The following is a 22929-nucleotide window of genomic DNA, read 5'->3' as shown; positions in this document are numbered from 1 at the left end:
TCATTATAGCACAATCTTCCTTTAGGGAGTGGTCTAAAAAACCGCGGGCAGTACACTGGCATCACATGTCACTCAACAATTAAAGGGAGCATACTGTTTTATCAGTTACTGTAAATCCATAGGAAAATCATTCTGGGAGTTAGAAGAATTCCTTGATGACTATGACTACCGATTTGTCAGTATCGTAGACCTCAACTTTAACAGGAGTAGGCGACGAACACAACCTTTTCACTCCACAGGAGAATTGCATAATGTCCCTGATGTGTTTCTGAAAATTTCACGAAGTCCTACTGTCCATTTTCGTAAGTTAATTGATCCAGTGCGCTGATACAAAAACACGGGAGCAAAAGCAATGCCACACACAAACGAAGCAGCAATTGATATAGACTGGCACCCACTGTCTGATGAAGACATACGCCATTTTGACGACAACGGCTATCTCATCGTCCGAAATGTCCTCGACTCAGATACCATCGACAAACTCATTGAAGCCAGCGACCGACTCATGGCGAGCGATCGGCGTGAGAATCGCCAACACAACTCCAACAACCGATACGACAGTTTCCGAAACTGCATCTCTATTGACGATGCCTTCATTCCGCTTATCACGCAGGAAACCATCCTTCCCATCGTCGTTCAACTGCTCGGTGCCCATTTGCAACTGATGACCTCACACCTGATATACAAACACCCCGATCCGCCGGACACACCGGATACCGCTCGTATGCCGGGGTGGCATCGTGACTACGGCATGGCAACAAAAACACACGGCAACAAGTTACCACGCATTCTGCTGAAATGCGCCTACTACTTCACCGATCTGAGTGAACCCAATTCCGGCGCAACGCTTGTCGCCCCCGGTAGCAATCATCTCCTTGAGCGGATTCCTATTCCAAAAGGACAAGCGGATCCAGAAGGCGCACTCGAACCGAGTTTAAAATCCGGGGATTGCCTGCTGTTTGAGAATCGTATTTTTCATGCAGGGGGTGCAAATTTAACGGACAAGACCCGCAAAGGCGTGATGTTCGGCTACGGTTACCGGTGGGTAATGCCAATGGATTATCGGACACAGGAACAGAGTTTGTTGGATAAACTAACGCCGCTTGAGCAGTATTTGGTTGGAGAACCCTTCAAGAAAACGAAAGAATACCATCCGGGCGGTGGCGAAAGCCCACTTGCATCGTGGTGTGAGCAGCACGGTGCTCCAGCGGTGAGACGGGTTACTTAACCGATCTACGTCAACGTAATAACGTCCTTTTTAACAATCTCTTTCGTGTCAAAGTGACCTGCCTGGGAGATGAGTTCCAACGTTTCCGGGGACAATCGTTCTCTAACCTCTTCCGACACTCGACTCTCACCACGGTGTTGAGGTCTGTAGCGTAAGGTCAGGACGCAACGATACCGGTCCTTCGGTTTCCAAGGCAGCGCACCGTGCGTCAAGAGTTCAGAGATGATTACGAAATCCCCTGCTTTTGGCGTGATGTTAACGACCCCTTCTGGAATATCATCGGCATCCTTAATCTGTCCACTGTTATAGAGGTGTTCAGGACGATCGAAAACAGTTTTGTGTGTGCCGGGAACAACCAGCAATCCACCATCTCCGGGGTTCACATCGTATAGGTAGGGAAAAATAACAAAATCGTCACAAAAGATGCGACCGTTTCGGACCTCATACCGATTGGCGTGCCATCCAAAATCCTCTCGTGCACAATGCAAGCGTAAGCCTTCCGCCGACTCCGACACACCCGCCCGATCCGCAATCATCGTCCCGCGGAACAGTTGCGGTCGGTTATTCGTCAATTCTTTGATAATGGGCCAGGTCGATCGGTGCATTGTGAGTGCCTCTAACGGTTTCGCAAAGGCGAAGCCGTTTGGTAGGTTTTTTTCGCTGGAGTCAAATCCGGGTGGAAGTTTTTCGGTAGGGGTATTGATGTATTCCGCTGCTGCGTCTTGCGCCGCTTTTAGTTCTTCTGCACTCATAACATTCTTCAGATGAAGGTATCCACTAACATCAAAAAGATAACGCTGTTCAGGGGTCATCATAACATTTCACTCCTTTACTAAGTCAAGGCTTCCCATACGGGCCAATCCCTCTCCTGCAACCGCTTGAATAACCTATCGAAGGCTTCACTGCCGTCATCTTCCCACTCATCCAGACGCACACCCGGGGCATAAGATTCGTCTACCCCTTGCTTCATGAGGCGTTCTGCCTGTTGTAGGTTTCGATAGTAATGCTTCACGCCACCCGGTAGTGTGACAACAGAAATATGCCGTTTCCATTTCGGTTCAGGCGTTTGGGAATAGCGTTTCACAGCCTCTTCGTCCAATACAACACCCAAACCCGTACCTTCCGGCACCTGCATAAATCCGCGTTGGACTTTGTGCGATGTAACAATCAAGTCGTCTTCGTAAGCATGACTGGCGGTTACACCCGGTAGCGTAGCCGTCGGCATCACCGCTCCCAGATGACACGCGAATGCTGCCGTGATACCCGTACCGACATACTGCAGCAGGATCGGTGTATTCGCAGCAGCAAAAGCCCAACCCGATGCCAAGGCACTTTTGACACTTTCGTGGCTACACAACGCACCGTCAAAATCGCCTGCCCGTAGCCCAATCCAAGGACCAGACGGTTGACGCGACGCACCCTCTCGAATAACACCAACACCGTGCAGATAAAACGGAATCCGAATCTCTTGATGCAGTCGCCGCCACCCCTCTACATCATACGCAAAAATTGGCTCTTCAAGACCCTTGACAACCGGAATCTTCTCCAGTTCCCGCAGGATTGGCAATGCCTTCTCAACATTGACGAGTGAACCGTTGAAGTCAAACTCCACGCGAAAATCTGGCGGTGCAACGTCTTGAATCGCCTTTGCCTGTTCGACGACATCATAGAAAGCACGCGCTTTGCATTTCAGACCGCGGTACCCGCGTTCAGCAGCAATCTGAACCTCCGCAGCAGTGTCTTCAGGCGACATACAGGGCATCCACCACCCCATCGCAACCCAATCTCGAACCTGTTGTCCCATCAGTTTCCACGCTGGCAAACCGAGATGTTTTCCCATCAGGTCGTAGCACGCCATGTCGAGGTTAAAACGTCCTTCACCCATAATGTGATCGAACGGGTTTGTACCGAGATAGGTGTCCAAAACCTCTTGCTCAAAAGGCGGTCCCGGGTTTTCTCCGAGACCGATGAGACCGGTATCGGTATAGAACTTATAGACCGTAACCAGTTCTGTCATAGCGAAGTGGTAGTATTTTTTGCGAATCCGTTCCTCATAAGGCACACACAGTGGGATTGCTTCAATGTCGGTAATTTTCATGGGAAAATTAGGCAAAGAACCATAGGGTTTCTACCTTCCTGTATCCTTAGTCCTTCTTTTTGTTGCAGGCTATTCTTACTGTTTTTTCTATTCTCAAGTATTCTACCAAAGTCCTTGAAAAGCGTCAAATCTAAAATGCTGAAATTGGATCACGCCTCTTTTCCCGTGCCAATTAAAACGATTTGATTTTGAGACCAAGGTGTAGTAGAATTAAAATGGGCATTGGGTGGTAATTTTTCTTTGTTTTCGACAATGTAATTTCGTTGGAAAGCAGGTAACTTTGAAAAAACCCGTATGAAAGATGTCGTATGGGTTGGGGATTCCCGCGAGCGGCTGCAGCAATTTCCCAAAGGAGCCAGACAAGCAATCGGCAAGGCAGTGATGTATGCACAACTGGGAGATAAGCATCCAACTGCCAAACCCATGCGAGGTATCGGGTCAGATGTCTTTCAGGTTGTTACACGGTATTCTACCAATGCCTATCGGGCTGTTTACACAGTCAGCATCGGGGAGCGGGTGTATGTATTGCACTGCTTTGAGAAAAAATCAACACGAGGTATAAGAACTCCGAAAAGGGAAATAGACCTTATCAAGCAACGCTTAAGGCGAGCAAAAGAAATGGAGGCAATAGATGTGTAGCGATGTAAAGTTTGAGGAAAGCAGTGGCAATGTATTTAAGGACATAGGCTTTTCTGATGCAGAGGCTGAAATTCTGTCGTTTCGCACGAAGTTGACGTTTGAAGTCTTTACACTTCTCAAGAAGTCTCGGCTGCAACGCGCGAAGGCAGCAAAACTTTTGGGTGTTGATCCAGCAGATGTCTTAAAACTTAAGAACGGCGACGATGACCATTTTAGCTTGACCCGCCTTTCTGATTTCCGAGATCGGCTGCAGTGTTATGTGAAAAATCAAGTTACACTATCAGAGAACGATAGCAAACAAGGTCCAACAAACGCACTTGATGCTACAAGATAATTGTTCACAAAAATAACTAATAACGCACAAAAATTTGACATCTATTCATGCTTTGTGGTATAATTTCGTTGAATTAGTAGGGAAACCTACAAAACACTGCATCATTTGTAAGAGAACTTTCGGCACGCTGACCTTTTCTTTTTTAGGTAACGTTCATGAACAAACGCGTTCTATCTATTCTTCAAGTTTCTGTCAAATCCGCAAGATACTGTGGGTTCCGCTTTTGGGCAGGGATCCGAGGTTTATATGAATTTTCAGAGGCTATCCGTGCTAAACGTCTTCAGACTGTTTGTTTTAGGTTAGTCAAAGCGATTTACCCCCCCTTTATACTCCACATATAATAAGTATTTACAGCATAAATTATTTCACATGGCTGCTCTCTTCGCGCCTGCCTGTGCGACTTTATCCCTTTCAATTCGCACATTGCAGGCTATTTCTGTTATAATCACACACCATCGTCGCGGAGCAAGATTGAAAAACCAGTTAGGATTTCTCAAATTTTTATTTTTTAGTATCATGATTAGCGGTTTCGTCGGGTGCGATCCCCCTACAGCCCAAAAACAGCTCTATGAAACGCTTGTTTTTAAGGTTGATGAAACCCGACTTGAACCCGCAATCGTAGATACAACCCTAAGAATCAAAATAGCCGCCCCGAAGCATTGGAAAAAGATTGACGATTCAATGCACCAGCAAGTCAGCAACACATTGGGCACTGAACCTATACAAGGACTGCAAATAGTGCCACGATGGGTATTCTTGAACGAAAGTTCTGGGGCGATGTGTGTCGTGTCAAAGTTAAATAGCGTGGAGATCACCCCAGATGAAACGCTATTAAAAACCCTCAAAATTGCTTACCAGGACCAATTTCCAAACGCAACGGTTCAGGAGGCAATTTTCATGAAGGATGCATTTCGCATCCATCAGCTAATGGTTATCGCTACCGATTTTGTACACATCAAACTGATATGTGACGCACCGGAAACCCTTGTTTTTGCGGTTGACTACCATGTTCCCAGAGATGTTTACCAAACGGAATTGCGATCCATTGAATCATCAATCGGTTCCATTAACTTAATCCAGAAATAACAATAAGCGCGATGCAAAAGCGCGTACCAAAAGGAGAAATTTATGTTCAGAAAACTTTCCGCTGTCTTTCTGATAGTAGCAATGTTGTTTGTCATCGGGTGTGCAGCACATACTCACAAAGTCGGGGAAGGCGCGCAAGGTAATGATATTACAAACGCTCGACAATGGTATGTACTGTGGGGATTAGTTCCAATTAATAATGTTGATACAAACGCTATGGCAATGGGAGCAACTGATTATGAGATCACAACTGCCCTTACTCCACTTGATGTCGTTATCAGCGTTGTTCTCGGTGAAATTTCTATCTACTGCCGCACAGTAACAGTTCAGAAATAGTACATAACAGATTCAAAAAAATTTTTGGGTAAAGTCAGTACTTTTTTCGCTTTTTGACACTGGCTTTGCCCTCTGTTTTAGATAGCAGCTAACCTCTAAGGGCGTTTTTTTATATCCATCCGTGCGTTCTATCCGGGACAATATATCAAAATGTGTTATTACACATATAACTTGCCGCTCGAAAAGATTTGTTTAGGACTTAGGCATTTCCTCTTAAGGTCCCCCCGATAAGGGGATTTAGGGGGTTATAAAGTACCGAATAACGACTTTTTGCATAAAACAAGTCCCTTTTCTGCTCAATTTGCGTAAGTCCCGTTGTTTTTTAATCGCACACATAGTATAATTGGGAGTAGTATTAAGTAGTAGTTCTTTCCAGACTTTGAGGGTTCTACCTTGATAGATGTAAATTCCAATATGTGTAATGATGTAAGATCTGCTAAACCTTTTCGGAGCAATTAATGCTGTCTTCAAAGCAGTAAGCACAGTAACTTGTACATGCTATGCTGTTAAGGAGGTGTTTCTTATGATAGAAACACTTGAAACATTAGCAAAAAGGTTAATACGATTAGAAAAAGTGGTTGCAGAGGTGCCACTGCGACTCTCCGAGACCGTTGATATATCGAAGTCTGTGGATATGAGGAAGCGAAAAACAGAGGATAAGCAGTCCGAGGCGCAAGCCCTTAAAAAAATGCGTGAACATCTCGGAATTGCCCATATAGAACTCATGCCGCTTGAAGAACTTCGCAAGAGCATGGCACGCCACGGCATTCGCGCGGAAGATAACGAGTTTAGCCGTGGAATTATTGAGGAACGTGAGAAATATCGGTAAATCTCAGCCATGGCGATTCTGGGGGTACACTATCATGGCATTTAGCGATTTCAAAAGAATCTCCGAAGTCCAAGAGAAATTCAGAATCAGATATGCGACAAACGACTTTCTTAAGGTTGAATCTGCAAGCCCTTCAATAGAATTTTTGCAAGAATTTGAGTTCACCATGGAAAATGTCAACGTTTTTTCCTCTGAGGCCTCACGCTGTGAAGCGATTATCTTTCCTATTTTAAGAGAGACATACAAAGCGTATGCCGATACTTACGCGCTCTGGATAAGGGAACCCATCATCTACGATGAAACGCTGAACGGCACACCGGATTACCTCGTCGCTACAAAGTCCGAATTAGGCATGACTGTTATCGGAGTGCCTCTCGTAATTCTGGTTGAGGCGAAGAAGAATGATTTTGAACAAGGTTGGGGACAATGTCTGGCAGAATTAGTAGCGGCACAAAAAATAAACGATGATCCGGATGCTCCCGTGTACGGCATTGTCAGCGATGGAGAACGGTGGCAATTTGGAAAACTTGTCGGCGATACCTTCACCCAAAACAGAACGAGCTTTAGCATCGATAATTTGCCAACACTCTTTGGGGCAATTAATACCGTTTTTAAAGCAGCAAGTGAGGCATCTGTTGGACAAAGTTAAGGCACCAACTGCACCTTAATGGAGTCCGACCCCTCCTGAACCATCTCAAACCCTGTGAGATAGTCCTCCAACGGCAGCTGATGCGTTACCATAAGACTCACATCAATCAGACCACGGTGGATATAATCAATCGCCAACGGATACGCATACGGACCCAGATGCGAACCGTGGATATTCAGCTCTTTTGTATCCCCAATGATAGTCCAGTCCACCGTCACCGGTTCCCGCATAACGCTGAATTCCACAAACGTGCCTGCCTTTCGGATCATGTGCAATCCCTGTTCAACCGCTTTCGGATGTCCCGTCGCTTCAATATAGACATCACACCCATAGCCTTCCGTTAAATCTAACACCGTTTGCACGGCATCCGTTTCCGATGGGTTAATCCCGATATCCGCGCCCAATTTTTTGGCAACCGCTAACCGATTTGGCATCAGGTCAACAGCAATAAGTACCCCTGGATTTTTCAACTTCGCCGCGCCAATCATACCCAGTCCGAGTGTGCCTGCACCCGCAACCACAACAACATCCCCGAACTCGATGTTCCCACGTTGCACGGCGTGAATAGAGCAGGCGAGCGGTTCAATCACCGCTGCATTCGCCGTCGGAATGTCAGAAGGCACCTTGTAAACAAGCGAACGCGCAGGGAACTTCATATAGTCCGCCATACCGCCGTTGACAACGGGTTGAAATCCGTAGATGTTATGGACTTGGCAGAGCCAATACTTCCCCGTTCGGCAGTAACGGCACTCCCAACACGGCACAATCTGCTCAGCGATAGCAGTATCGCCTATCTGAAGACCATACTTCTCACCCGCGCCTTCACCGAGTTCCACAACCTCACCGATGAATTCGTGTCCAGCGATAACAGGTGCTTCCACATAAGGTTTGCGGTGTTCGTCGCCCCAGAAAAGCGGCGCGCCTGTCCAGCACTTGATGTCGCTTGCGCAGACACCGCAGGCACTCACCTTAATAACGACTTCACCGGGACCCGCCTCCGGCATCAGCACCTCTTCAAGACGGTAATCCCACGGTTCACGACACATAATCGCGCGCATCGTTTTCGACATTCAAACACTCCTTATCGAATTCAGTCATCAGTTGTTCGTGCGGCGGTTGTCAATGTTTATAGTGCCACAAAATCTCTTTGCTGACTGCTGAGAGTGCAGCGACCTGACCGCTGATGGCTATTAGCAATGTAAGATATGATAAGCGGCAATGCCCAACGAGACGTGAACGTTCAGTGATGCACCCGCCCCGTACATCGGTAGGAAGATGACCCTATCGCAAGCAGCAAGCGTCCGCTGCGTTACACCGTGGTCCTCGTGTCCGACGATAAGGCAGACTTTATTAGGATAGTCCATCGCATCGTAGCGGATGGATTGCGCGGTAATCTCCAAAGCGAAACTCGTGTAACCCTCGGCTTTAAGGGATACAATGGCATCCGCTGCCTGCTCCACATACCGCCATTTCACACGTCGATGTTTGCCCCGCGCGACTTTACGAACAAGTGGATGCGGCGGTCGCGCACTGATACCCGTCAGGATGAGTTCTTTCACACGGCACGCATCGGCTATCCGAAACGCAGAACCGACATTAATCGGGTCTTGTACGTCTTGGAGGATAAAAACCAGTTCTCTCTCTGGCGGTTTCACCTGCTTCAGAAAGTCTTTAAGCGGTTTGCGGCGGAGTTGTTTCATACAAACCTTAAGCCGCTCTGGTCTGTATCAACCGTCGTCTCGCGCTCGCACGTGCCAGTCCAACATCCAATGTGATATGGCGGTAATTGCTAATACCGAGATTGATGGCGTGCGCGGTTTCGAGGTTGAAGCCCCACTCAATCCATTCCGGCATATCCGCCTCTGGAATATTACCCGCAACGATAACCTTCATGATACTAATGCCTTTCCCAAGGTTGTACGCACGTTGGATATATTCCAGATGCCGATCAAAGGGACCGCCTTCTAACATCCGACCCTCTTTATTCGCTGTTGCCAGAATAACCTCAAGTTCGGGATGGTCAATTACGGCATCCATGACAGGACCTGTGTAGATGTGCGTCGAGCAGCCGATGACTCGGATTTTACCAGCAGCTTTTGCCTCTCGAAACGCATCCAGTGCCCCTTCCCGCGATATCAAGTCTTCAGGCGAGGCGATACCGTGTAAGAGTAAAACGTCCAAGTAATCCGTTTGCATTTCCTGAAGGGAACGCTCAATGCTCACGTTAGCACCTTCATAATCTTTCGCGCCGGTCTTCGTTTGAATGACGACTTCTCCCCTGTTAATTTGGCGGACCGCCTCGCCGAGGTGCGGTTGACTCCCGTAACCTTCAGCCGTATCCCAGAAGGTAATTCCTTCGTCCAGCGCCTTCAACATCAGTTTGCCACCGGCTTCATAATTTTCACACGTGTTATTAAGATGCCCTGCACCAAAGCAGAGACGTGAGATCTCCAAACCCGTTTCTCCATAAGCTAAATATTCCATTGTGTCCTCCACGTCCAAACGTAATCCAAGAAAGTCCGACTATGATTCTATGAACTGGTTGAAATCTCTTTTGATATACTTTAACCGAATTCTACTCAGAAATGCAACCTTTTTTCTTGGCAATAAATCAATTTGCAGGTATTATAACGTGAGTTTGATCAAGGCTCTGGACGTAGGTTGGGTTGAATAGGATTGAAAAAAACGCTCGTATGCGCCACGAAAATTTCTCCACCCAAGCCACCTGAACGCTATAAACCCCGAATGAAACCCAACAAAACGTACGCTCCGCTGAAAGCCGACTGCTGACAGCTGATTGCTATAAAAACATGAAATTCAAAGGACAAACCCTTTTCAATACTACCCCTGTCGAAATCATCCTTGCCGACGCACGCGTTCAGGAGATCCGTGAAATTCCCTCCACTGACAGTCCAACTTATGTCGCACCGGCATTGATAGACATTCAGGTGAACGGCTTTGCTGGTTTTGACCTCAATACCGCTACCGTTACATCGGGAGACGTGCGCGCGATGGTGCGCGCGCTCTGGAAAGTCGGTACCGGGTTCTTATGTCCAACGGTTGTGACCGGCTCTTTCGATCGGATCTATAATTCACTACATGCTATTATAGAAGCGTCTAAGGCAGACGCGTTGGTTGCCCACGCAATGCTCGGTATCCATCTTGAGGGACCCTATATCTCTGCAGAAGATGGACCGCGCGGGGCACACCCACTGGAACACGTCAGAGACCCGGATTGGGACGAATTTCAGCGATGGCAGGACATCGCCGAGGGGAAAATCACCATCGTGACCCTCGCTCCTGAAAAAAAGGGTGCTATTCCGTTCATCGAAAAACTGGTTGCAGACGGGATTGTGGTCGCGTTAGGGCATACAAACGCCGCCGCAAGCGACATCCACGCAGCAATCGACGCCGGTGCGAGACTCTCCACGCACCTCGGCAACGGTGCACACGCATTAATCCGACGGCACCCGAACTACATCTGGGAGCAACTCGGTGCCGATGAGCTCTGGGCAAGCCTTATCGTCGATGGACACCACCTGCCCGCTTCCGTCGCCAAGTCGATGATGCGGGCGAAGACCCTCGACCGATGCGTCCTCGTCAGCGATGCGGTGGCTCTGGCAGGCATGAAACCCGGTATCTACGAGTTCGCAGAGAAATCTGTAGAATTGACCGCCGACCGATGTGTCCGCTTGGTCGGCACAGAATATCTCGCCGGTTCTGCCATCGAATTGGCACGCGGTATTGAAAACAGCGTCCGATTCGCAGGTATCTCGCTTGAAGAAGCCGTCTCACTCGCCACGCTACAACCCATGCGTCTATTGGACGCGAAGGCACACGTAGAAGCAACCTCGAACCTAATTCTCTTTGAATGGGATGAATCGCAGTGTGAAATCAACCTGATAGCGACAATCGTCAACAACGAATTGGTTTACCACACGGAGAGGCAGTGATGTCACAGAGATCGGTTCGTTATAATAGCACTTGTATAAAAAGAGTCTGGATTGTAGGAAGCCTTTCCATCTTCTGTTTTGTAGTATCACTTGCAGCGCAGCAAACCAACGACGAACAGGCAAACCATTACACCCGTGGAATGCGCGCAATTCAGTTAGGGCTTTACGATGAAGCGATTGATGCCTTTCAACATGTCTTGAAATTAAATCCGCGAAACGCTGAAGCGTACTGTGAACTCGGTGCGGTTTACACCTTCAAAGAAAAGACCGACGATGCATTAGCAGCCTATCTCCGTGCCTTGGAGCTGCCTGCCTCCTCACAGACACACGGCGTTGCACACGTCTGTCTGGCGCGAATCTACCATTCGCAAGGCAGGTTCGCAGACGCTGAAAACCACGGGCAACACGCCACCGTCATGCTACCGAAAAACGCTGAAGCCTTTTTTCGTCTCGCTGATACATACCTACAACGCGGAAAATTGGACTTAGCGCGACAGGCGTATCAACAAGCACTGACACTTGATGCTGACCTTGCCCCCGTCTATCAAGGCTTAGGGAAAGTCGCATTCCTCCAGAATATACTGGAAGAAGCCGTGCAGCACTACCAGAAAGCCCTCACCCTCGCACCCTATCACGCCGAAACCCACTACAACCTCGCGCTCGTCCATCGACGTTTAGGACAGCGTTCCGTACGAGGGGTTTCTAACCCCGATGCCTTACAGCACATAGCAGAAGCAAAAAGCCTGATGGCCTCCTTTCAAGAGGTAAAAGCCTACAACGAACAGACGAATCGATACCGCAGACACTTATTGGAGGAACCGACTGCCTTAGAACCACGTCTCAAGTTGGCAGCGGCCCACTTTGAGATTGGAAACCATCAAGAAGCGATACGTGCTTATCAAACCGCAACGGCGTTACATCCAGATGTCCCCGCGCTCTACCACAATCTCGGTGGGATTTACATGCAGACAGGACAGTTTCCAGAAGCCGTCGAGGCGTTTCAACGACTTATTCAACTTGATGACACCGACGCTGAGGCGTACCTTAACCTCGGTTGGCTCCATGCGCGTCTCCGTCAATTCGCCGATGCGCAGACCTATCTACAAACCGCAATTCAGAAAGATAGGACGCTGACACCCGCCTATTACGGACTCGCGGAAGTCTATGTGCAACAACATCAGTTCGGCGAGGCAATCGCTGTTTATCGGCAGTTAGCAGAAGCAAACCCGAATGATGCCACACCGTGGGTGCGGTTAGGCGTGCTACACCTTAAACAACAACAGATTTCGGACGCGATCACTGCCTTTACACACGCTATTGCTGTTGATGAAAACTCGGCAGACGCACATAACAACCTCGCGTGGCTATACGCAACACAGGGGAAAGAACTCAGGCGCGCCGTTGAACTGGCAGAACGTGCTGTTGTATTAGACGCGAATGCCGCCCGTCTGGATACCCTCGCCTTCGCATACTACCGCTACGGTGCGTATCCTGAAGCAGAACAGGTTATCCTACGCGCAATTGACTTGGCACCGGACAACGCCGCCTACAAAACCCGTCTGAACGAAATTCGGCAGGCAATGAAGGATTCCAATAAACAATGATAGTCTCCCCTATAAGCCCTGATAAAATTCTATTACTTCTCTCTTCTATCGTCGTCTGTGCAATTCTCGGTACATCGACAGGGTACGCTGTTACCTTTGTTGAAGTGGCTGTGGAGTCAGGAATTGACTTCAAGCACACAGACGGTGAGAGCGGCAAACGCCTCTTTAACGAACAATACGGATCGGGTGGAGGCTTCTTTGACTACGACAATGATGGCTATCTCGACATCTACCTTATCAATGCCCGTCCGCAGGGAGAACAGGCGGACGCTTCGCTGCCCACCAACGTTCTCTACCACAACAACGGCGACGGTTCATTTACAGATGTCACCCATCTCGCAGGCGTTGGAGACACCGGCTACGGGGTCGGCGCAACAACTGGCGATTACGATAACGACGGCGACCTGGATCTCTACTTGACCAACTTCGGAGCCAACGTTCTTTATCAGAACAACGGCGACGGCACTTTCACCGCCGTTGCTGGAGCTGCAGGCGTTGCAGATACGGGGTGGGGAGCGAGTTGTGCATTCGCCGATTTTGATAACGACGGATTCCTTGAACTCTACGTGACCAATTATGCAAACTACACCCTCGACGCACACAAAACGTGTTATCGACACGATGTCCCCGTCTATTGCGGTCCCAGTTCTTATCCACCCCAGCCAGACGTATTTTATCACAATAACGGAAACGGGACTTTTACGGATTTAACCCAACAAAGCGGACTGATAAGTGCTCCCGCAGCACACGGTCTCGGCGTTGCCGTTGGAGATGCCGATAACGACGGCGACCCTGACATCTACGTCGCCAACGATCAGGATTTCAACTTCCTCTTTGAAAACCGCGGCGATGGCACTTTTGAAGAAATTGGACTCCTCTCCGGCGTGAGTTGCAGCGACATGGGGAAAGCAGAGGCAGGCATGGGGGTCGCCTTCGCAGATTACGACAACGACGGCAAATTGGATCTCACCGTCAGCAACTTTCAGAACGAGACAAACACCGTCTATCGCAATGAAGGTGGGAACTTTTTCGTTGATACCACGATTATCGCTGGCATCGCCGAACACACACACCGCTACCTCGGTTGGGGCATCGGTTTTCTCGACTACGACAACGACGGCTACAAAGACATCTTCGTCGCAAACGGACATACAATGGACAACATCGCCGAGGTCGATCGTTCCACGACGACACCACAGCAGAACCTACTTTTTCGGAATTTAGGGAACGGGCAATTTGAGGACCTCACGGCACAACTCGGAGAAGGTTTCGCACGCCGCAAAACAAGCCGCGCCGCTGCTTTTGGGGATTACGACAACGACGGTGACATCGATATCCTCATTACAAACTGGAATCAGACCGTTGACCTACTGAGAAATGAGGGTGGAAACCGAAACAACTGGATACAGGTCCAAGCGATCGGGACGAAAAGCAACCGTTCAGCGATTGGTGCGCGCCTCAAGGTTGTTGCGGGTGAACTCACGCAGTATGCGGAAGTCAAGAGCAGTGGGAGTTATCTCGCATTCAGCGACTTACGCGTCCATTTCGGACTGAAAGATGCTGAACAGGTAGACTTATTGGAGATTCGATGGCCCAGTGGCGTTATTGATACGGCGACCAATCTTCCAATAAACCAACGGTTCATCGCAATTGAAGGGGATAAAATCGTCCCTAAATAAAAATGTTATTTTTTTCTTGACAAAAAAAATAAATTAGCGTATTAATTAGCACAATAGTTAAGCCTATGGGAACTCCTTTATAGCACACCACACGCCAAAAGGAGTAACCCATAGGTTTAGAGCACAAAATACTCAAATGCCCATATCTGATTAACTGGCAATTGAGTTATTGGGATTGTAACTGTGTAAATCCCCAACAAGGAGATATTGTTATTTTGCGTCTATTTATTTAGACAAATCTGTTGGGAAAAAGTTTATTAATTTTTTTTATTTTTTACCAGAATTCACTAAGGGAGGCTAATTTAAGTGAAACTGTTTATTTCTACATTCACTATCGCTGTATTGGCGATTTGTATAACAACGTCTGCGCCCGCAGATATAAATGATGGCGTTGTTGCTGCCTGGACTTTTGACGATGGAAAAGTAACGGATTCCATTGCTGATGCACACGGAGAACTCTTCAAGGGAGCTACAATCACCAATGATGGTAGATTTGGCAAGGCATTAGATGTTGATGGGAATCAAGATTCACGGGCGGATATTGAGTTCAACCCCAAGCTTGAGTCAATTATTGAGAGTGCACATACTGTCGGCTATTGGCTCTATGTCCGAGAGGGAAGAGATCACTCCGGCGTTTGGAAAGGCGAAAAGGTCGGTTGGGGAGCGAACTTCACCTTCCGCATGGTGACAACCAGTAGTACCAATATGACCTGGGGAACATGCAGTGGCGGTGCCGAAAACTGGTTCGCGACGGATGGTGCCATTGAACCTGATCGGTGGATTTACTGCTGTCAGACAGTGGACGGTGAGGAAGCAATTGCCTACGTAACGCCAGAGGGTGGGAAAACCGAAATACCCGCCAGTGGTCAAGGGAATCCGAAAGCTTCATCGGAACCTTACGAACTGTTCCCAGATCGTCCTTTGGAACTTGGGGCAGGTCGGGGGATCGGTGGTAATGATGGGAACGATACCTTCCTTGATGGCATCATCGACGATGTTATCATCTGGGATCGTGCCCTCTCTGAAGATGAAGTCAAGGAACTTGGAAGCGGTGCCCGTCCAGAGAAAGCACTCGCAGTCAAAGCGGAGGGTAAACTCGCCACGTCGTGGGGGAAGGTCAAATCCTACCATCACCGCAATAACCGCCGCTAAGTCTAATTGAAATCGAAAAATATAACGGTTTTGTGAACTGCTATCACAAAACCGCTAAGTTAGTAAAACAGTAAGGAGTTTTCTATTATGAAACACATTTGTCTGTTTTTCATTTTAGCACTTATGGTATTCGTTACCAACAGTCACGCCGAACTCGCAGACGGCCTCGTCTCTGTTTGGAACTTTGACGATGGCTCAGCGAACGATTCTATCGGCAGTAACGATGGCGCATTCATGAATGGTGCCAGTACTACAGACGCAGAATTCGGTATGGCACTCAACCTTGAGAACCCAGAGAATCCAGCGACGGGTGAGAACACTGGGCAGTACGTCGAAATCCCATCATCCGCAAGCCTTGAACAAGAAGACGGAGTTTTTTCTGTCTCCTTGTGGACCTACGTCAGGACTGGTGGTGGTAGAGACCACTCTGCGATGTTCTGGAAAGGTGAAAAGGTCGGTTGGGGTGCCCTTTTCATGGTTCGGATGTGTACCACCAACGCCACTAACATGACCTGGGGAAGTTGCTGGGAAGGCTCTGAAGGTTGGTTCGCCACGGATAGCGTTTACGCCGAAGAAGAATGGGTACACGTCGCTTACGTCGCTGATGGCGCGGAAGCCACGGCGTATGTGACCTCCTCTGTTACTGGCGACACTGTTGTTCCCGCAAGCGGACAGCAGAACCCAAGACCCATTGAGCCACCACTGTTGACATTCTCAGACCAGCCGGTTGAAATTGGTGTCGGACGGCAGGTCGGTGGGAACCTCGGAAATGACAATTGGCTTGATGCTATGATTGATGAGGTCTACTTCTGGGATCGTGCCCTCAGTGAAGATGAAGTCCGGGAACTTGCGGGCGGCGCGCTTGTCGGTGCTGTCAGTGTCGAAGCACAAGGCAAACTCGCTACCACATGGGCGCACATTAAGAAACCCTAAGCGTTATTAACCTGAAACAAAAAAGGCTCCGGATTTCATGAATCCAGAGCCTTTTTGCTTATCGGAGGGGATACACAATGGAAGGTTATTACGGCATTGGAGAGGTCTTCGTCAAAGTTGCTGACCTTGAACGCGCAGCGGAGTTTTATCGCGATCTGCTCGGATTTGAGGTCGTTGAACGCAACAATCGGCAACTTTATATCTACTTAGAAAATGGACACCTCGTCCTCAAAGAAGCCGGAAGTCCCGGACACGATGCAGGCGGACCGATGCATTTCGCCTTTGTGACAAGCACTGAACGAATTGAACAACTCGTTGAACAATTCGCTGCCTTGCCTGATCGGACGCGTGGACCCTTTGATTTCGACGATCCGCGCGGCAAATGCCGGGCTTTCTTCATTTTCGATCCGGACGGAAACGAAATTGAGTTTAACGACCTCTACTGTCCAGACAACCCGACTTAGTGGAGGAACCCCAAAATGCTAACCACTTCAGAGATTAACAACTTTGTTGAAAACGGCTATATCATTCGTCCGGGCGCGCTTTCCGAGACCGACATCCAGACCTACCGTAGTGCTATTGACCGGATACTCCACAAGTGCCGCGTTGAAGGTCTACACGCTGATCATCTGCGTTATATAGACGGAGAACGCGACGACACCTGGGGGGTTAATAATATCTTCCACCCAAGCATTCGCGAACAGGCACTTGTCGACTCGCTTGCACACCCAGAGATATTGGATGTTATTGAAGGACTTATCGGGGAAAGACTCAGGTATCACCTCTGCACCCTTCTCGTCAGTTCCGAGCGGAAACCGTATCACATCAACTGGCATCGGGATTCTGCACCCGATGGAGAGGTACCCCTTGAAACGCTTCTCAGTCGTCTCAGGAGTCACGTCCAACTCAACGGGGCACTCTATCAGGATGAAACACTTTACATCGTCCCGGGCAGCCACCGACGTGAACTCACAGACGCTGAACGCGCTGTTTTACAACAGACCCCTAAGGCAGCAATGCCGAATCAAATAGCAGTGAAGTTAGAACCGGGGGATATTGTCTTCTACAACTCAAGTCTGCTTCATAAAGGGTATAACCCAACTGGCACGCAACGGCAGACGCTACACTATGCGGTTGTTGTCGCCCCGCCGGAAAGCACGCCCGCCAACCCAGAGAGTCCAACGAGTCAGGAGTGGTTAAACGAACCGACGTTTTTGGACAATCTCTCACCACGGCTTAAACCGTTGTTCGATAATTGGTTGAAATATGGTTGATATCCTATAGACATGTCGCCCCGCTGGGACTTATCCTCTAATCTTTATGACAAATCATTGCTGTGATCCAACAGAACCGCTTGAGAAAAGGGAGGCATTTGAGGAGAAATGTATCCATCGCTTTGAGGATACGGAAAGTCCATCTATAAAACAGTGGAACAGAAATGCATTGCTGCCAGAACAGCGCGCTGACTGCGGAGAGATGAAATTCACGATGCTCTAACTTCTCAAACTCGGCACCGACTGCCTCAACATCGTGGAGTGAAAAGTAGTGCAACTTGCCGGAGTATTTCAAAAACGCTTTGCGATAGAGCCATACGGCTGGATGATGTCGCATATTCTCGATAAAAATCGCTTTCCCACCTGGCTTGAGCACGCGATAACACTCCTGAGCGGTTTCCGTGTGCGCCGTAAACACCAGCACGGATTTCGAGATAATAAAGTCGAAAGTATTATCTGGAAAAGCGAGGTGCATTGCATCCATGAGTGCAAACTCGACCGACTCGGCAACCCCATAATCCGCTGCCCGCGTCTTTGCTTCAGTGAGTCGAAACGGAAGCAAGTCTATGCCGACGACAGTTGCCCCGCGTTTCGCCAACAATGTCGCAGTTCCACCCGTTCCAGTGCCTAACTCCAGGACCTTCTTTCCTTCTAACTGTCCCATCTTTGGGAAAATGTACTTAAAGATGGGAAGATAAAAATCTTCCCACCAGAGTAAAAGCGTTTTATCAAGAGTGTCTCGCGAGGTCCCAGCGTCAAGCAAACTTAAATTTTCCCCATTTTCCGTAGACTGTTAATACAACGTTCGACACATTCAAGGGGCGGATAGGCGTAACGCTCCTGCTCCACAATGTACCACTCAGTCCCACCGACGGTCTCACAGGCGTGGAACACAGCCTCCCAAGGGACATCACCTTCACCGACGTTTGCCTCATCATTCGTGGCGGAATATTCCTTAAGATGCACCAACTTCGCTCTGCCCGGATAGCGTTCAATAGCCGCCACAGGGTCAGCACCGGCACGAAGTGCGTGACCGATGTCAATCTGCATCACGACATCGTCACGGGTGTTACCGCCGAATATATCCCACGGGATTTCGTCTTCCATTGGTTCAAATTCACCCGTGTGGTTGTGGTACCCCGTAGCCATCCCTTGATCCGCAATTTTTCCAGCGATGTCGTTGAAGATCTTTGCTGTATCGCGCCACGCCTGCGGAGAACCCTGATATTCTCCAGATAACCCCGGCACAATCAGATACGGGTTGCCGAGAATTTTATTGAATTCAACCGTTTTCGCAAGTTCGTCACCGAGAAGTGTGTTGATCCCGGTATGTGTCCCTGCGACCCCTAATCCGAGATCATCGCACATGTCGCGCAACTCTTCGGCAGTCCGATCATAGTAACCCGCAAACTCAACGCCTTCATAACCCATCTGTGCGACCGCTTGCAGTGTTAAAGATAGGTCGCCAGCACAATCGTCTCTAACAGAATAGAGCTGTAACGCAATCGGAATTCTATCGCTCACAACGTCCTCCTAACGTTTTTAGGCGCGGTCGGAAACCGTGCCACTAATTGCTACATCGGCAGGTTCACGACCTGCCCACTATCTGCCGAGACGAGCCCTGCTTCGAGGATTTCTTGAGCATCCCGACTCACTTTGGCGTTACAAAGACCTTCAATCGGTTCACCCGTTTCCAAGCAATGAATGAAGTATTCCGCAGCGTTGCGTCTCCCCTCTGGGAGTGCTTCAGGTGTTATCACTTCAGCATCACCGCCTGCGGGATGGAGATGGACTTCGTTTCCACTGACCATCAAAGCACCCTCCGTCCCATAAACCACAGGGTTCGGCGTAATGTAGCCGACCTTCTGGGTCCAAGACGCTTCCGTGATACCGAAGGCGTTCCCGTATTTCATGACGATAACGGCGTTATCATCGGGTACCGGATAGTCTTTGACGAAGGTGCCACGGAAGGCTGTCACCTGTTGCGGCAAACCGAGGAGATAGGCACACATATCGGCACAATAACAGCAGTAATCCATCAGCGCGCCAGCACCGTTCTTCTCTTCATCGTAGAGCCATTCGTAGAAGTAACGGGAGCAACCGATCTCCATCGGTCCGTTGTGCGCAGAACGCCACTTGAAATAGAAAATATCTCCGATGCGTCCGTCTTTGATGAGATCCATTGCGGTATTAAGTGCTGGACTCCATGCCGTGGGCCAATTCACCATGAGTCGGATACCGGCACTCTCTGCAGCAGCCAGCATCTGATCTGCCTGTGAAAGGCGTGCTGCCATCGGTTTCTCAGATACGACATGCACACCTTTCGCCGCCGCAGCCGCAACAATATCTGCACCGGCGTTGTTCGCCGCCGCTGCTTGGACGATATCTAACTCTTCTTTCTCTAACAACTCCTGCCAAGAGTCGTAGACCTTCTCAACACCCGATTCCTCACTGAATTGTGTGCGTAACTCCGCATTGACATCGCCCGCTGCAACGATTTCAACGTTTGGGTGTGCCTTCCAATGCCGGAGTTCTCCCCAAACGTGGTCATGCACCAGAGATGCGAAGCCAACGCGATACGTTTTTGACATTAATTTTGCCTCCTGAATATAGTTGTGGGTTATAAGTTAAGAGGTTCTCTGGTAATCTCACAAATCACTCCTCAGCCTTCACCGCAATTTTAATCGCCGTTTCACCTTTGATACGGTAGTCTCCATTGAGTGCGTGAAAACCGTCTCCGACCTGTGAGAGCGGCAGCTGATGGCTAATCATGTCCGCAAAAGGGAGATTGCTCTGCTCAAGGAGCGGCAAACCGCGGACGAAGTGCTCATAACTGCTGCCCCAGATCGCCTCGACCCGAAGGTTTTTGCGCATCAGTAACTGGTTAATGTTGAAGTCGATAGATCCCATATCCACGAAGTGACCGACCTCAACAAAAGTGCCGCTGCGGCGGGTATATCCCAAACCTTCTGGCGTGGCTGGAAGGAAACCGGCACATTCAAAGACAACGTCTGCCCCTTCTTTGCGCGGCGTTTCCGCTTTGACCCATTCCGTCCGTTCTTCGACAGAGGGAACTTTCTCAATATCGATTGTTACGTCAGCACCGAGGCGTTTCGCGAGTTCCAAACGTCCGGCAGGCCCCCCAACCATAATCGCTTTTGCAGCACCGCTCAATTTCGCACAAGCGAGCGTCACAAGCCCGATCGCACCCGAACCCTGCACAACAACGGTATCGCCGAGTTTTATTTGCCCGCGCATTGCTGCATGAACACCGACAGTAAACGGCTCTGTGAGGACCGCAACCTCAGGCGATGCGTCGGTTTTCATAAAGCAGGTATTCGGATGGACAAGATACATATAATCGGCGAACCCGCCGCGAAAATGCGGTGCCTCGTCCGGATTCCACTGGAACCCATAAGCACCGTAACTCGTTCCGGGTGCGAAGATAATCCTATCCCCCTCTTTAATCGGTTTTCCGACATAATCCGTCTCAACCCCTTCACCGATCGCCTCAACGATACCGACGTTTTCGTGTCCTAACAGCACTTCCTCTTGGAAACCGTTCTGCCAGTTATGCAAGTCGGTTCCGCAGATACCCGCTAACTCCTGACGGAGCAGCACCGTATTAGGTTCGGGATCGGGGACGGGATACTCCCGAATTTCAAAATCTTGACCGTGTGCAACCACGGCTCTTCCTGTCCGACTCATTATGTTTTCCCTTTCGTAAGTTTCGGACACCCGTAGCGCACCTACAGACATCCTGTATTGACTACCGCTCAGATATATTTTCGCCTATTTCGCGAGACAATGATCACGATAGCAACAATAGCAACAACAAGAATTGGTAACCAGAACGCTTCAACGATCCACCAAAAAACGGTGAACCCTATCCAGAGTAGAACTTCAATCCCAACAATGGATGCCGTCTTGCCCCATGGGAAGTCTGCGTTGTACTGTTTTTTCAACCGACTGGCGTATATCCACGAGACGACCAATGTCCCAACAATAGCCACGAAGAAGAGGAGATTTACAAGCCCTTGAATGCTGTTCAAAATGGTTAACATGAGAATTTAACTCCTTTTAAGTTTTTCTTGCTATTATAGAGACATGCCATTTGAAAAAGATAGTAAAAACCCGTCTGCCACAAACTATGGTAAAGCTTAGAATCATGTCTACATTGGCAACGTGCGATAAATCGCACTACTACGAACCAGTTTCCTGTTTGTAGTAGGGCAATTCATTGCCCGTCAATTACCTAATTTATTTTTTACACTTCATACAGTTTGTGCTACATGGAACTTATTCGCTCCGGACAACTGTAGACCGCCATACTTTTGCCTCGCATGAAACCGATTAGCGTGAGGTTTCCTTCTTGTGCAAGGTCAACTGCGAGTGTAGATGCAGCAGAAACAGCAACAACAATAGGAATACGCGCAAAAAGTGCTTTTTGGACAATTTCAAAACTCGCCCGTCCGCTCACCATCAAAATATGCCGTTCCAGTGGCAAGAGATCCGTCAGCAACGCATGCCCTATCACTTTATCAACGGCGTTGTGTCTGCCTATGTCCTCTCTGACAATCAGGAGTTCACCCGTCTCATCAAACAACCCAGCAGCGTGAAGTCCACCCGTCCTTTCAAAAACAGATTGCGCCGTTCTCAACCGGTCATTGAGCTGATAACAGACGGCTTGATTTACGCGCAGCCCTGAATTCAAGGGAGGCACTTGGTGCTTAACCGACTCAATCGTCATCTTGCCACAGAGTCCGCAGCTGGCATTCGCGTGAAAATTCCGTTGCCACCCCGATTGCGTCTCAAGGTCAAGTGCTTCCCTGAGATGGACGTTGACAATGTTCTGTAGCGACGAGAAACCCGTGGACTGTTCTTCAGAAATCTCTTCATCACAATATGCGATAATTTCGATGTCATCGCAGGAAGTTATGAGGCTCTCCGTGTAGAGAAAACCCGCCGCCAATTCAAAATCGTGTCCCGGGGTCCGCATGACAACGATTAAACTCTGTTGCCCCACCCGGATCTCAAGCGGTTCTTCGACAACCAACTCGTCTTTGACCTGAGTCGGTTCGGCATAAGTCCAGCGTGTAATAAGTTTTGTGGATGTCGGTTGCATTTTTTTAACT

The 22929-nt window shown here is 49.0% G+C and carries 25 protein-coding genes; 14 read left to right on the top strand and 11 right to left on the bottom strand.

Translation table 11 applies throughout. The annotated features are described in order from the left end of the window. Positions 1-352 precede the first annotated feature (352 nt). Complete coding sequence (locus OXN25_05300; GenBank protein ID MDE0424263.1) at positions 353-1228, top strand: phytanoyl-CoA dioxygenase family protein; 876 nt, start codon at positions 353-355, stop codon at positions 1226-1228. A gap of 5 nt (positions 1229-1233) precedes the next feature. Here OXN25_05300 and OXN25_05295 read toward each other — a convergent pair whose 3' ends face one another. Next, the gene (locus OXN25_05295) at positions 1234-2043 is read right to left on the bottom strand and encodes a phytanoyl-CoA dioxygenase family protein (protein MDE0424262.1); all 810 of its coding nucleotides are present in this window, start codon (positions 2041-2043) and stop codon (positions 1234-1236) included. A 17-nt stretch (positions 2044-2060) separates the two neighbouring features. Beyond that, a complete protein-coding gene (locus OXN25_05290) occupies positions 2061-3326 on the bottom strand; it encodes a hypothetical protein (GenBank protein MDE0424261.1) in 1266 nt (421 codons plus the stop codon). A gap of 294 nt (positions 3327-3620) precedes the next feature. On the opposite strand from OXN25_05290, the gene OXN25_05285 reads away from it, so the two are divergent. The 6 genes from OXN25_05285 (at position 3621) to OXN25_05260 (ending at position 7199) form a co-directional block, all read left to right on the top strand. After that, entirely contained in the window at positions 3621-3965 is a 345-nt protein-coding gene (locus OXN25_05285) for a type II toxin-antitoxin system RelE/ParE family toxin (GenBank protein MDE0424260.1), read from the top strand. Continuing rightward, the gene (locus OXN25_05280; protein ID MDE0424259.1) at positions 3958-4299 is read left to right on the top strand and encodes an XRE family transcriptional regulator; all 342 of its coding nucleotides are present in this window, start codon (positions 3958-3960) and stop codon (positions 4297-4299) included. Before OXN25_05285 ends, OXN25_05280 begins: the two co-directional genes overlap by 8 nt. 471 nt (positions 4300-4770) lie before the next feature. After that, on the top strand, positions 4771-5385 hold the full coding sequence (locus OXN25_05275) for a hypothetical protein (protein MDE0424258.1): 615 nt from the start codon (positions 4771-4773) through the stop codon (positions 5383-5385). A 42-nt stretch (positions 5386-5427) separates the two neighbouring features. Beyond that, a complete protein-coding gene (locus OXN25_05270; protein ID MDE0424257.1) occupies positions 5428-5721 on the top strand; it encodes a hypothetical protein in 294 nt (97 codons plus the stop codon). A gap of 523 nt (positions 5722-6244) precedes the next feature. Then, positions 6245-6550, top strand: a complete 306-nt coding sequence (locus tag OXN25_05265) for a hypothetical protein (GenBank protein MDE0424256.1) — start codon at positions 6245-6247, stop codon at positions 6548-6550. Between the two features lie 34 nt (positions 6551-6584). Further along, a complete protein-coding gene (locus OXN25_05260; GenBank protein MDE0424255.1) occupies positions 6585-7199 on the top strand; it encodes a hypothetical protein in 615 nt (204 codons plus the stop codon). On the opposite strand, the gene OXN25_05255 is transcribed toward OXN25_05260, so the two are convergent. The 3 genes from OXN25_05255 to OXN25_05245 all read right to left on the bottom strand — a co-directional run bounded on the left by OXN25_05255 (position 7196) and on the right by OXN25_05245 (position 9683). Beyond that, positions 7196-8269, bottom strand: a complete 1074-nt coding sequence (locus OXN25_05255) for an alcohol dehydrogenase catalytic domain-containing protein (protein MDE0424254.1) — start codon at positions 8267-8269, stop codon at positions 7196-7198. The genes OXN25_05260 and OXN25_05255 overlap by 4 nt on opposite strands. A gap of 120 nt (positions 8270-8389) precedes the next feature. Beyond that, positions 8390-8899, bottom strand: a complete 510-nt coding sequence (locus OXN25_05250; GenBank protein ID MDE0424253.1) for a tRNA methyltransferase — start codon at positions 8897-8899, stop codon at positions 8390-8392. Positions 8900-8906: 7 nt separating this feature from the next. Then, on the bottom strand, positions 8907-9683 hold the full coding sequence (locus OXN25_05245; protein MDE0424252.1) for an aldo/keto reductase: 777 nt from the start codon (positions 9681-9683) through the stop codon (positions 8907-8909). 326 nt (positions 9684-10009) lie between these two features. On the opposite strand from OXN25_05245, the gene OXN25_05240 reads away from it, so the two are divergent. The 7 genes from OXN25_05240 (at position 10010) to OXN25_05210 (ending at position 17794) form a co-directional block, all read left to right on the top strand. Further along, the gene (locus OXN25_05240; protein MDE0424251.1) at positions 10010-11152 is read left to right on the top strand and encodes an amidohydrolase family protein; all 1143 of its coding nucleotides are present in this window, start codon (positions 10010-10012) and stop codon (positions 11150-11152) included. Beyond that, positions 11152-12756, top strand: a complete 1605-nt coding sequence (locus OXN25_05235; protein MDE0424250.1) for a tetratricopeptide repeat protein — start codon at positions 11152-11154, stop codon at positions 12754-12756. The genes OXN25_05240 and OXN25_05235 overlap by 1 nt, the downstream gene beginning before the upstream one ends. Then, positions 12753-14435, top strand: coding sequence for a CRTAC1 family protein (locus tag OXN25_05230; GenBank protein ID MDE0424249.1), 1683 nt, complete (start codon positions 12753-12755; stop codon positions 14433-14435). Before OXN25_05235 ends, OXN25_05230 begins: the two co-directional genes overlap by 4 nt. A gap of 306 nt (positions 14436-14741) precedes the next feature. Beyond that, complete coding sequence (locus tag OXN25_05225; GenBank protein ID MDE0424248.1) at positions 14742-15587, top strand: hypothetical protein; 846 nt, start codon at positions 14742-14744, stop codon at positions 15585-15587. Positions 15588-15674: 87 nt separating this feature from the next. Further along, the gene (locus tag OXN25_05220; protein ID MDE0424247.1) at positions 15675-16520 is read left to right on the top strand and encodes a LamG domain-containing protein; all 846 of its coding nucleotides are present in this window, start codon (positions 15675-15677) and stop codon (positions 16518-16520) included. A 77-nt stretch (positions 16521-16597) separates the two neighbouring features. Beyond that, entirely contained in the window at positions 16598-16984 is a 387-nt protein-coding gene (locus OXN25_05215) for a VOC family protein (protein ID MDE0424246.1), read from the top strand. Between the two features lie 15 nt (positions 16985-16999). Continuing rightward, positions 17000-17794, top strand: coding sequence for a phytanoyl-CoA dioxygenase family protein (locus OXN25_05210; protein ID MDE0424245.1), 795 nt, complete (start codon positions 17000-17002; stop codon positions 17792-17794). Between the two features lie 37 nt (positions 17795-17831). Here the strand turns inward: OXN25_05210 and OXN25_05205 are convergent, their stop codons facing one another. The 6 genes from OXN25_05205 to fdhD all read right to left on the bottom strand — a co-directional run bounded on the left by OXN25_05205 (position 17832) and on the right by fdhD (position 22919). After that, the gene (locus OXN25_05205; protein MDE0424244.1) at positions 17832-18557 is read right to left on the bottom strand and encodes a class I SAM-dependent methyltransferase; all 726 of its coding nucleotides are present in this window, start codon (positions 18555-18557) and stop codon (positions 17832-17834) included. A gap of 2 nt (positions 18558-18559) precedes the next feature. After that, on the bottom strand, positions 18560-19318 hold the full coding sequence (locus OXN25_05200; GenBank protein MDE0424243.1) for a sugar phosphate isomerase/epimerase: 759 nt from the start codon (positions 19316-19318) through the stop codon (positions 18560-18562). A gap of 50 nt (positions 19319-19368) precedes the next feature. Continuing rightward, the gene (locus OXN25_05195; GenBank protein MDE0424242.1) at positions 19369-20385 is read right to left on the bottom strand and encodes a Gfo/Idh/MocA family oxidoreductase; all 1017 of its coding nucleotides are present in this window, start codon (positions 20383-20385) and stop codon (positions 19369-19371) included. A gap of 64 nt (positions 20386-20449) precedes the next feature. Beyond that, positions 20450-21502 carry a zinc-binding dehydrogenase gene (locus OXN25_05190; protein ID MDE0424241.1) on the bottom strand — a complete coding sequence of 351 codons (1053 nt, stop codon included), beginning with the start codon at positions 21500-21502 and terminating at the stop codon, positions 20450-20452. 68 nt (positions 21503-21570) lie between these two features. After that, entirely contained in the window at positions 21571-21858 is a 288-nt protein-coding gene (locus tag OXN25_05185; GenBank protein ID MDE0424240.1) for a hypothetical protein, read from the bottom strand. A gap of 224 nt (positions 21859-22082) precedes the next feature. Next, on the bottom strand, positions 22083-22919 hold the full coding sequence (fdhD, locus tag OXN25_05180; protein MDE0424239.1) for a formate dehydrogenase accessory sulfurtransferase FdhD: 837 nt from the start codon (positions 22917-22919) through the stop codon (positions 22083-22085). Positions 22920-22929: the final 10 nt, after the last annotated feature.

The sequence above is a fragment of the Candidatus Poribacteria bacterium genome (assembly GCA_028820845.1).
Classification (GTDB): domain Bacteria; phylum Poribacteria; class WGA-4E; order WGA-4E; family WGA-3G; genus WGA-3G.
Note: the sequence above shows the minus strand (reverse complement) of the source record. Positions and strands in the feature narration are given on the sequence as shown.

What these genes read in the sequence shown, in the direction of transcription:
- OXN25_05300 (MDE0424263.1), top strand. Translation starts at nt 353, where the DNA reads ATGCCACACACAAACGAAGCAGCAATTGATATAGACTGGCACCCACTG.
- OXN25_05295 (MDE0424262.1), bottom strand. Translation starts at nt 2,043, where the DNA reads ATGATGACCCCTGAACAGCGTTATCTTTTTGATGTTAGTGGATACCTT.
- OXN25_05290 (MDE0424261.1), bottom strand. Translation starts at nt 3,326, where the DNA reads ATGAAAATTACCGACATTGAAGCAATCCCACTGTGTGTGCCTTATGAG.
- OXN25_05285 (MDE0424260.1), top strand. Translation starts at nt 3,621, where the DNA reads ATGAAAGATGTCGTATGGGTTGGGGATTCCCGCGAGCGGCTGCAGCAA.
- OXN25_05280 (MDE0424259.1), top strand. Translation starts at nt 3,958, where the DNA reads ATGTGTAGCGATGTAAAGTTTGAGGAAAGCAGTGGCAATGTATTTAAG.
- OXN25_05270 (MDE0424257.1), top strand. Translation starts at nt 5,428, where the DNA reads ATGTTCAGAAAACTTTCCGCTGTCTTTCTGATAGTAGCAATGTTGTTT.
- OXN25_05265 (MDE0424256.1), top strand. Translation starts at nt 6,245, where the DNA reads ATGATAGAAACACTTGAAACATTAGCAAAAAGGTTAATACGATTAGAA.
- OXN25_05260 (MDE0424255.1), top strand. Translation starts at nt 6,585, where the DNA reads ATGGCATTTAGCGATTTCAAAAGAATCTCCGAAGTCCAAGAGAAATTC.
- OXN25_05255 (MDE0424254.1), bottom strand. Translation starts at nt 8,269, where the DNA reads ATGTCGAAAACGATGCGCGCGATTATGTGTCGTGAACCGTGGGATTAC.
- OXN25_05250 (MDE0424253.1), bottom strand. Translation starts at nt 8,899, where the DNA reads ATGAAACAACTCCGCCGCAAACCGCTTAAAGACTTTCTGAAGCAGGTG.
- OXN25_05245 (MDE0424252.1), bottom strand. Translation starts at nt 9,683, where the DNA reads ATGGAATATTTAGCTTATGGAGAAACGGGTTTGGAGATCTCACGTCTC.
- OXN25_05240 (MDE0424251.1), top strand. Translation starts at nt 10,010, where the DNA reads ATGAAATTCAAAGGACAAACCCTTTTCAATACTACCCCTGTCGAAATC.
- OXN25_05235 (MDE0424250.1), top strand. Translation starts at nt 11,152, where the DNA reads ATGTCACAGAGATCGGTTCGTTATAATAGCACTTGTATAAAAAGAGTC.
- OXN25_05230 (MDE0424249.1), top strand. Translation starts at nt 12,753, where the DNA reads ATGATAGTCTCCCCTATAAGCCCTGATAAAATTCTATTACTTCTCTCT.
- OXN25_05220 (MDE0424247.1), top strand. Translation starts at nt 15,675, where the DNA reads ATGAAACACATTTGTCTGTTTTTCATTTTAGCACTTATGGTATTCGTT.
- OXN25_05215 (MDE0424246.1), top strand. Translation starts at nt 16,598, where the DNA reads ATGGAAGGTTATTACGGCATTGGAGAGGTCTTCGTCAAAGTTGCTGAC.
- OXN25_05210 (MDE0424245.1), top strand. Translation starts at nt 17,000, where the DNA reads ATGCTAACCACTTCAGAGATTAACAACTTTGTTGAAAACGGCTATATC.
- OXN25_05195 (MDE0424242.1), bottom strand. Translation starts at nt 20,385, where the DNA reads ATGTCAAAAACGTATCGCGTTGGCTTCGCATCTCTGGTGCATGACCAC.
- OXN25_05190 (MDE0424241.1), bottom strand. Translation starts at nt 21,502, where the DNA reads ATGAGTCGGACAGGAAGAGCCGTGGTTGCACACGGTCAAGATTTTGAA.
- OXN25_05185 (MDE0424240.1), bottom strand. Translation starts at nt 21,858, where the DNA reads ATGTTAACCATTTTGAACAGCATTCAAGGGCTTGTAAATCTCCTCTTC.
- fdhD (MDE0424239.1), bottom strand. Translation starts at nt 22,919, where the DNA reads ATGCAACCGACATCCACAAAACTTATTACACGCTGGACTTATGCCGAA.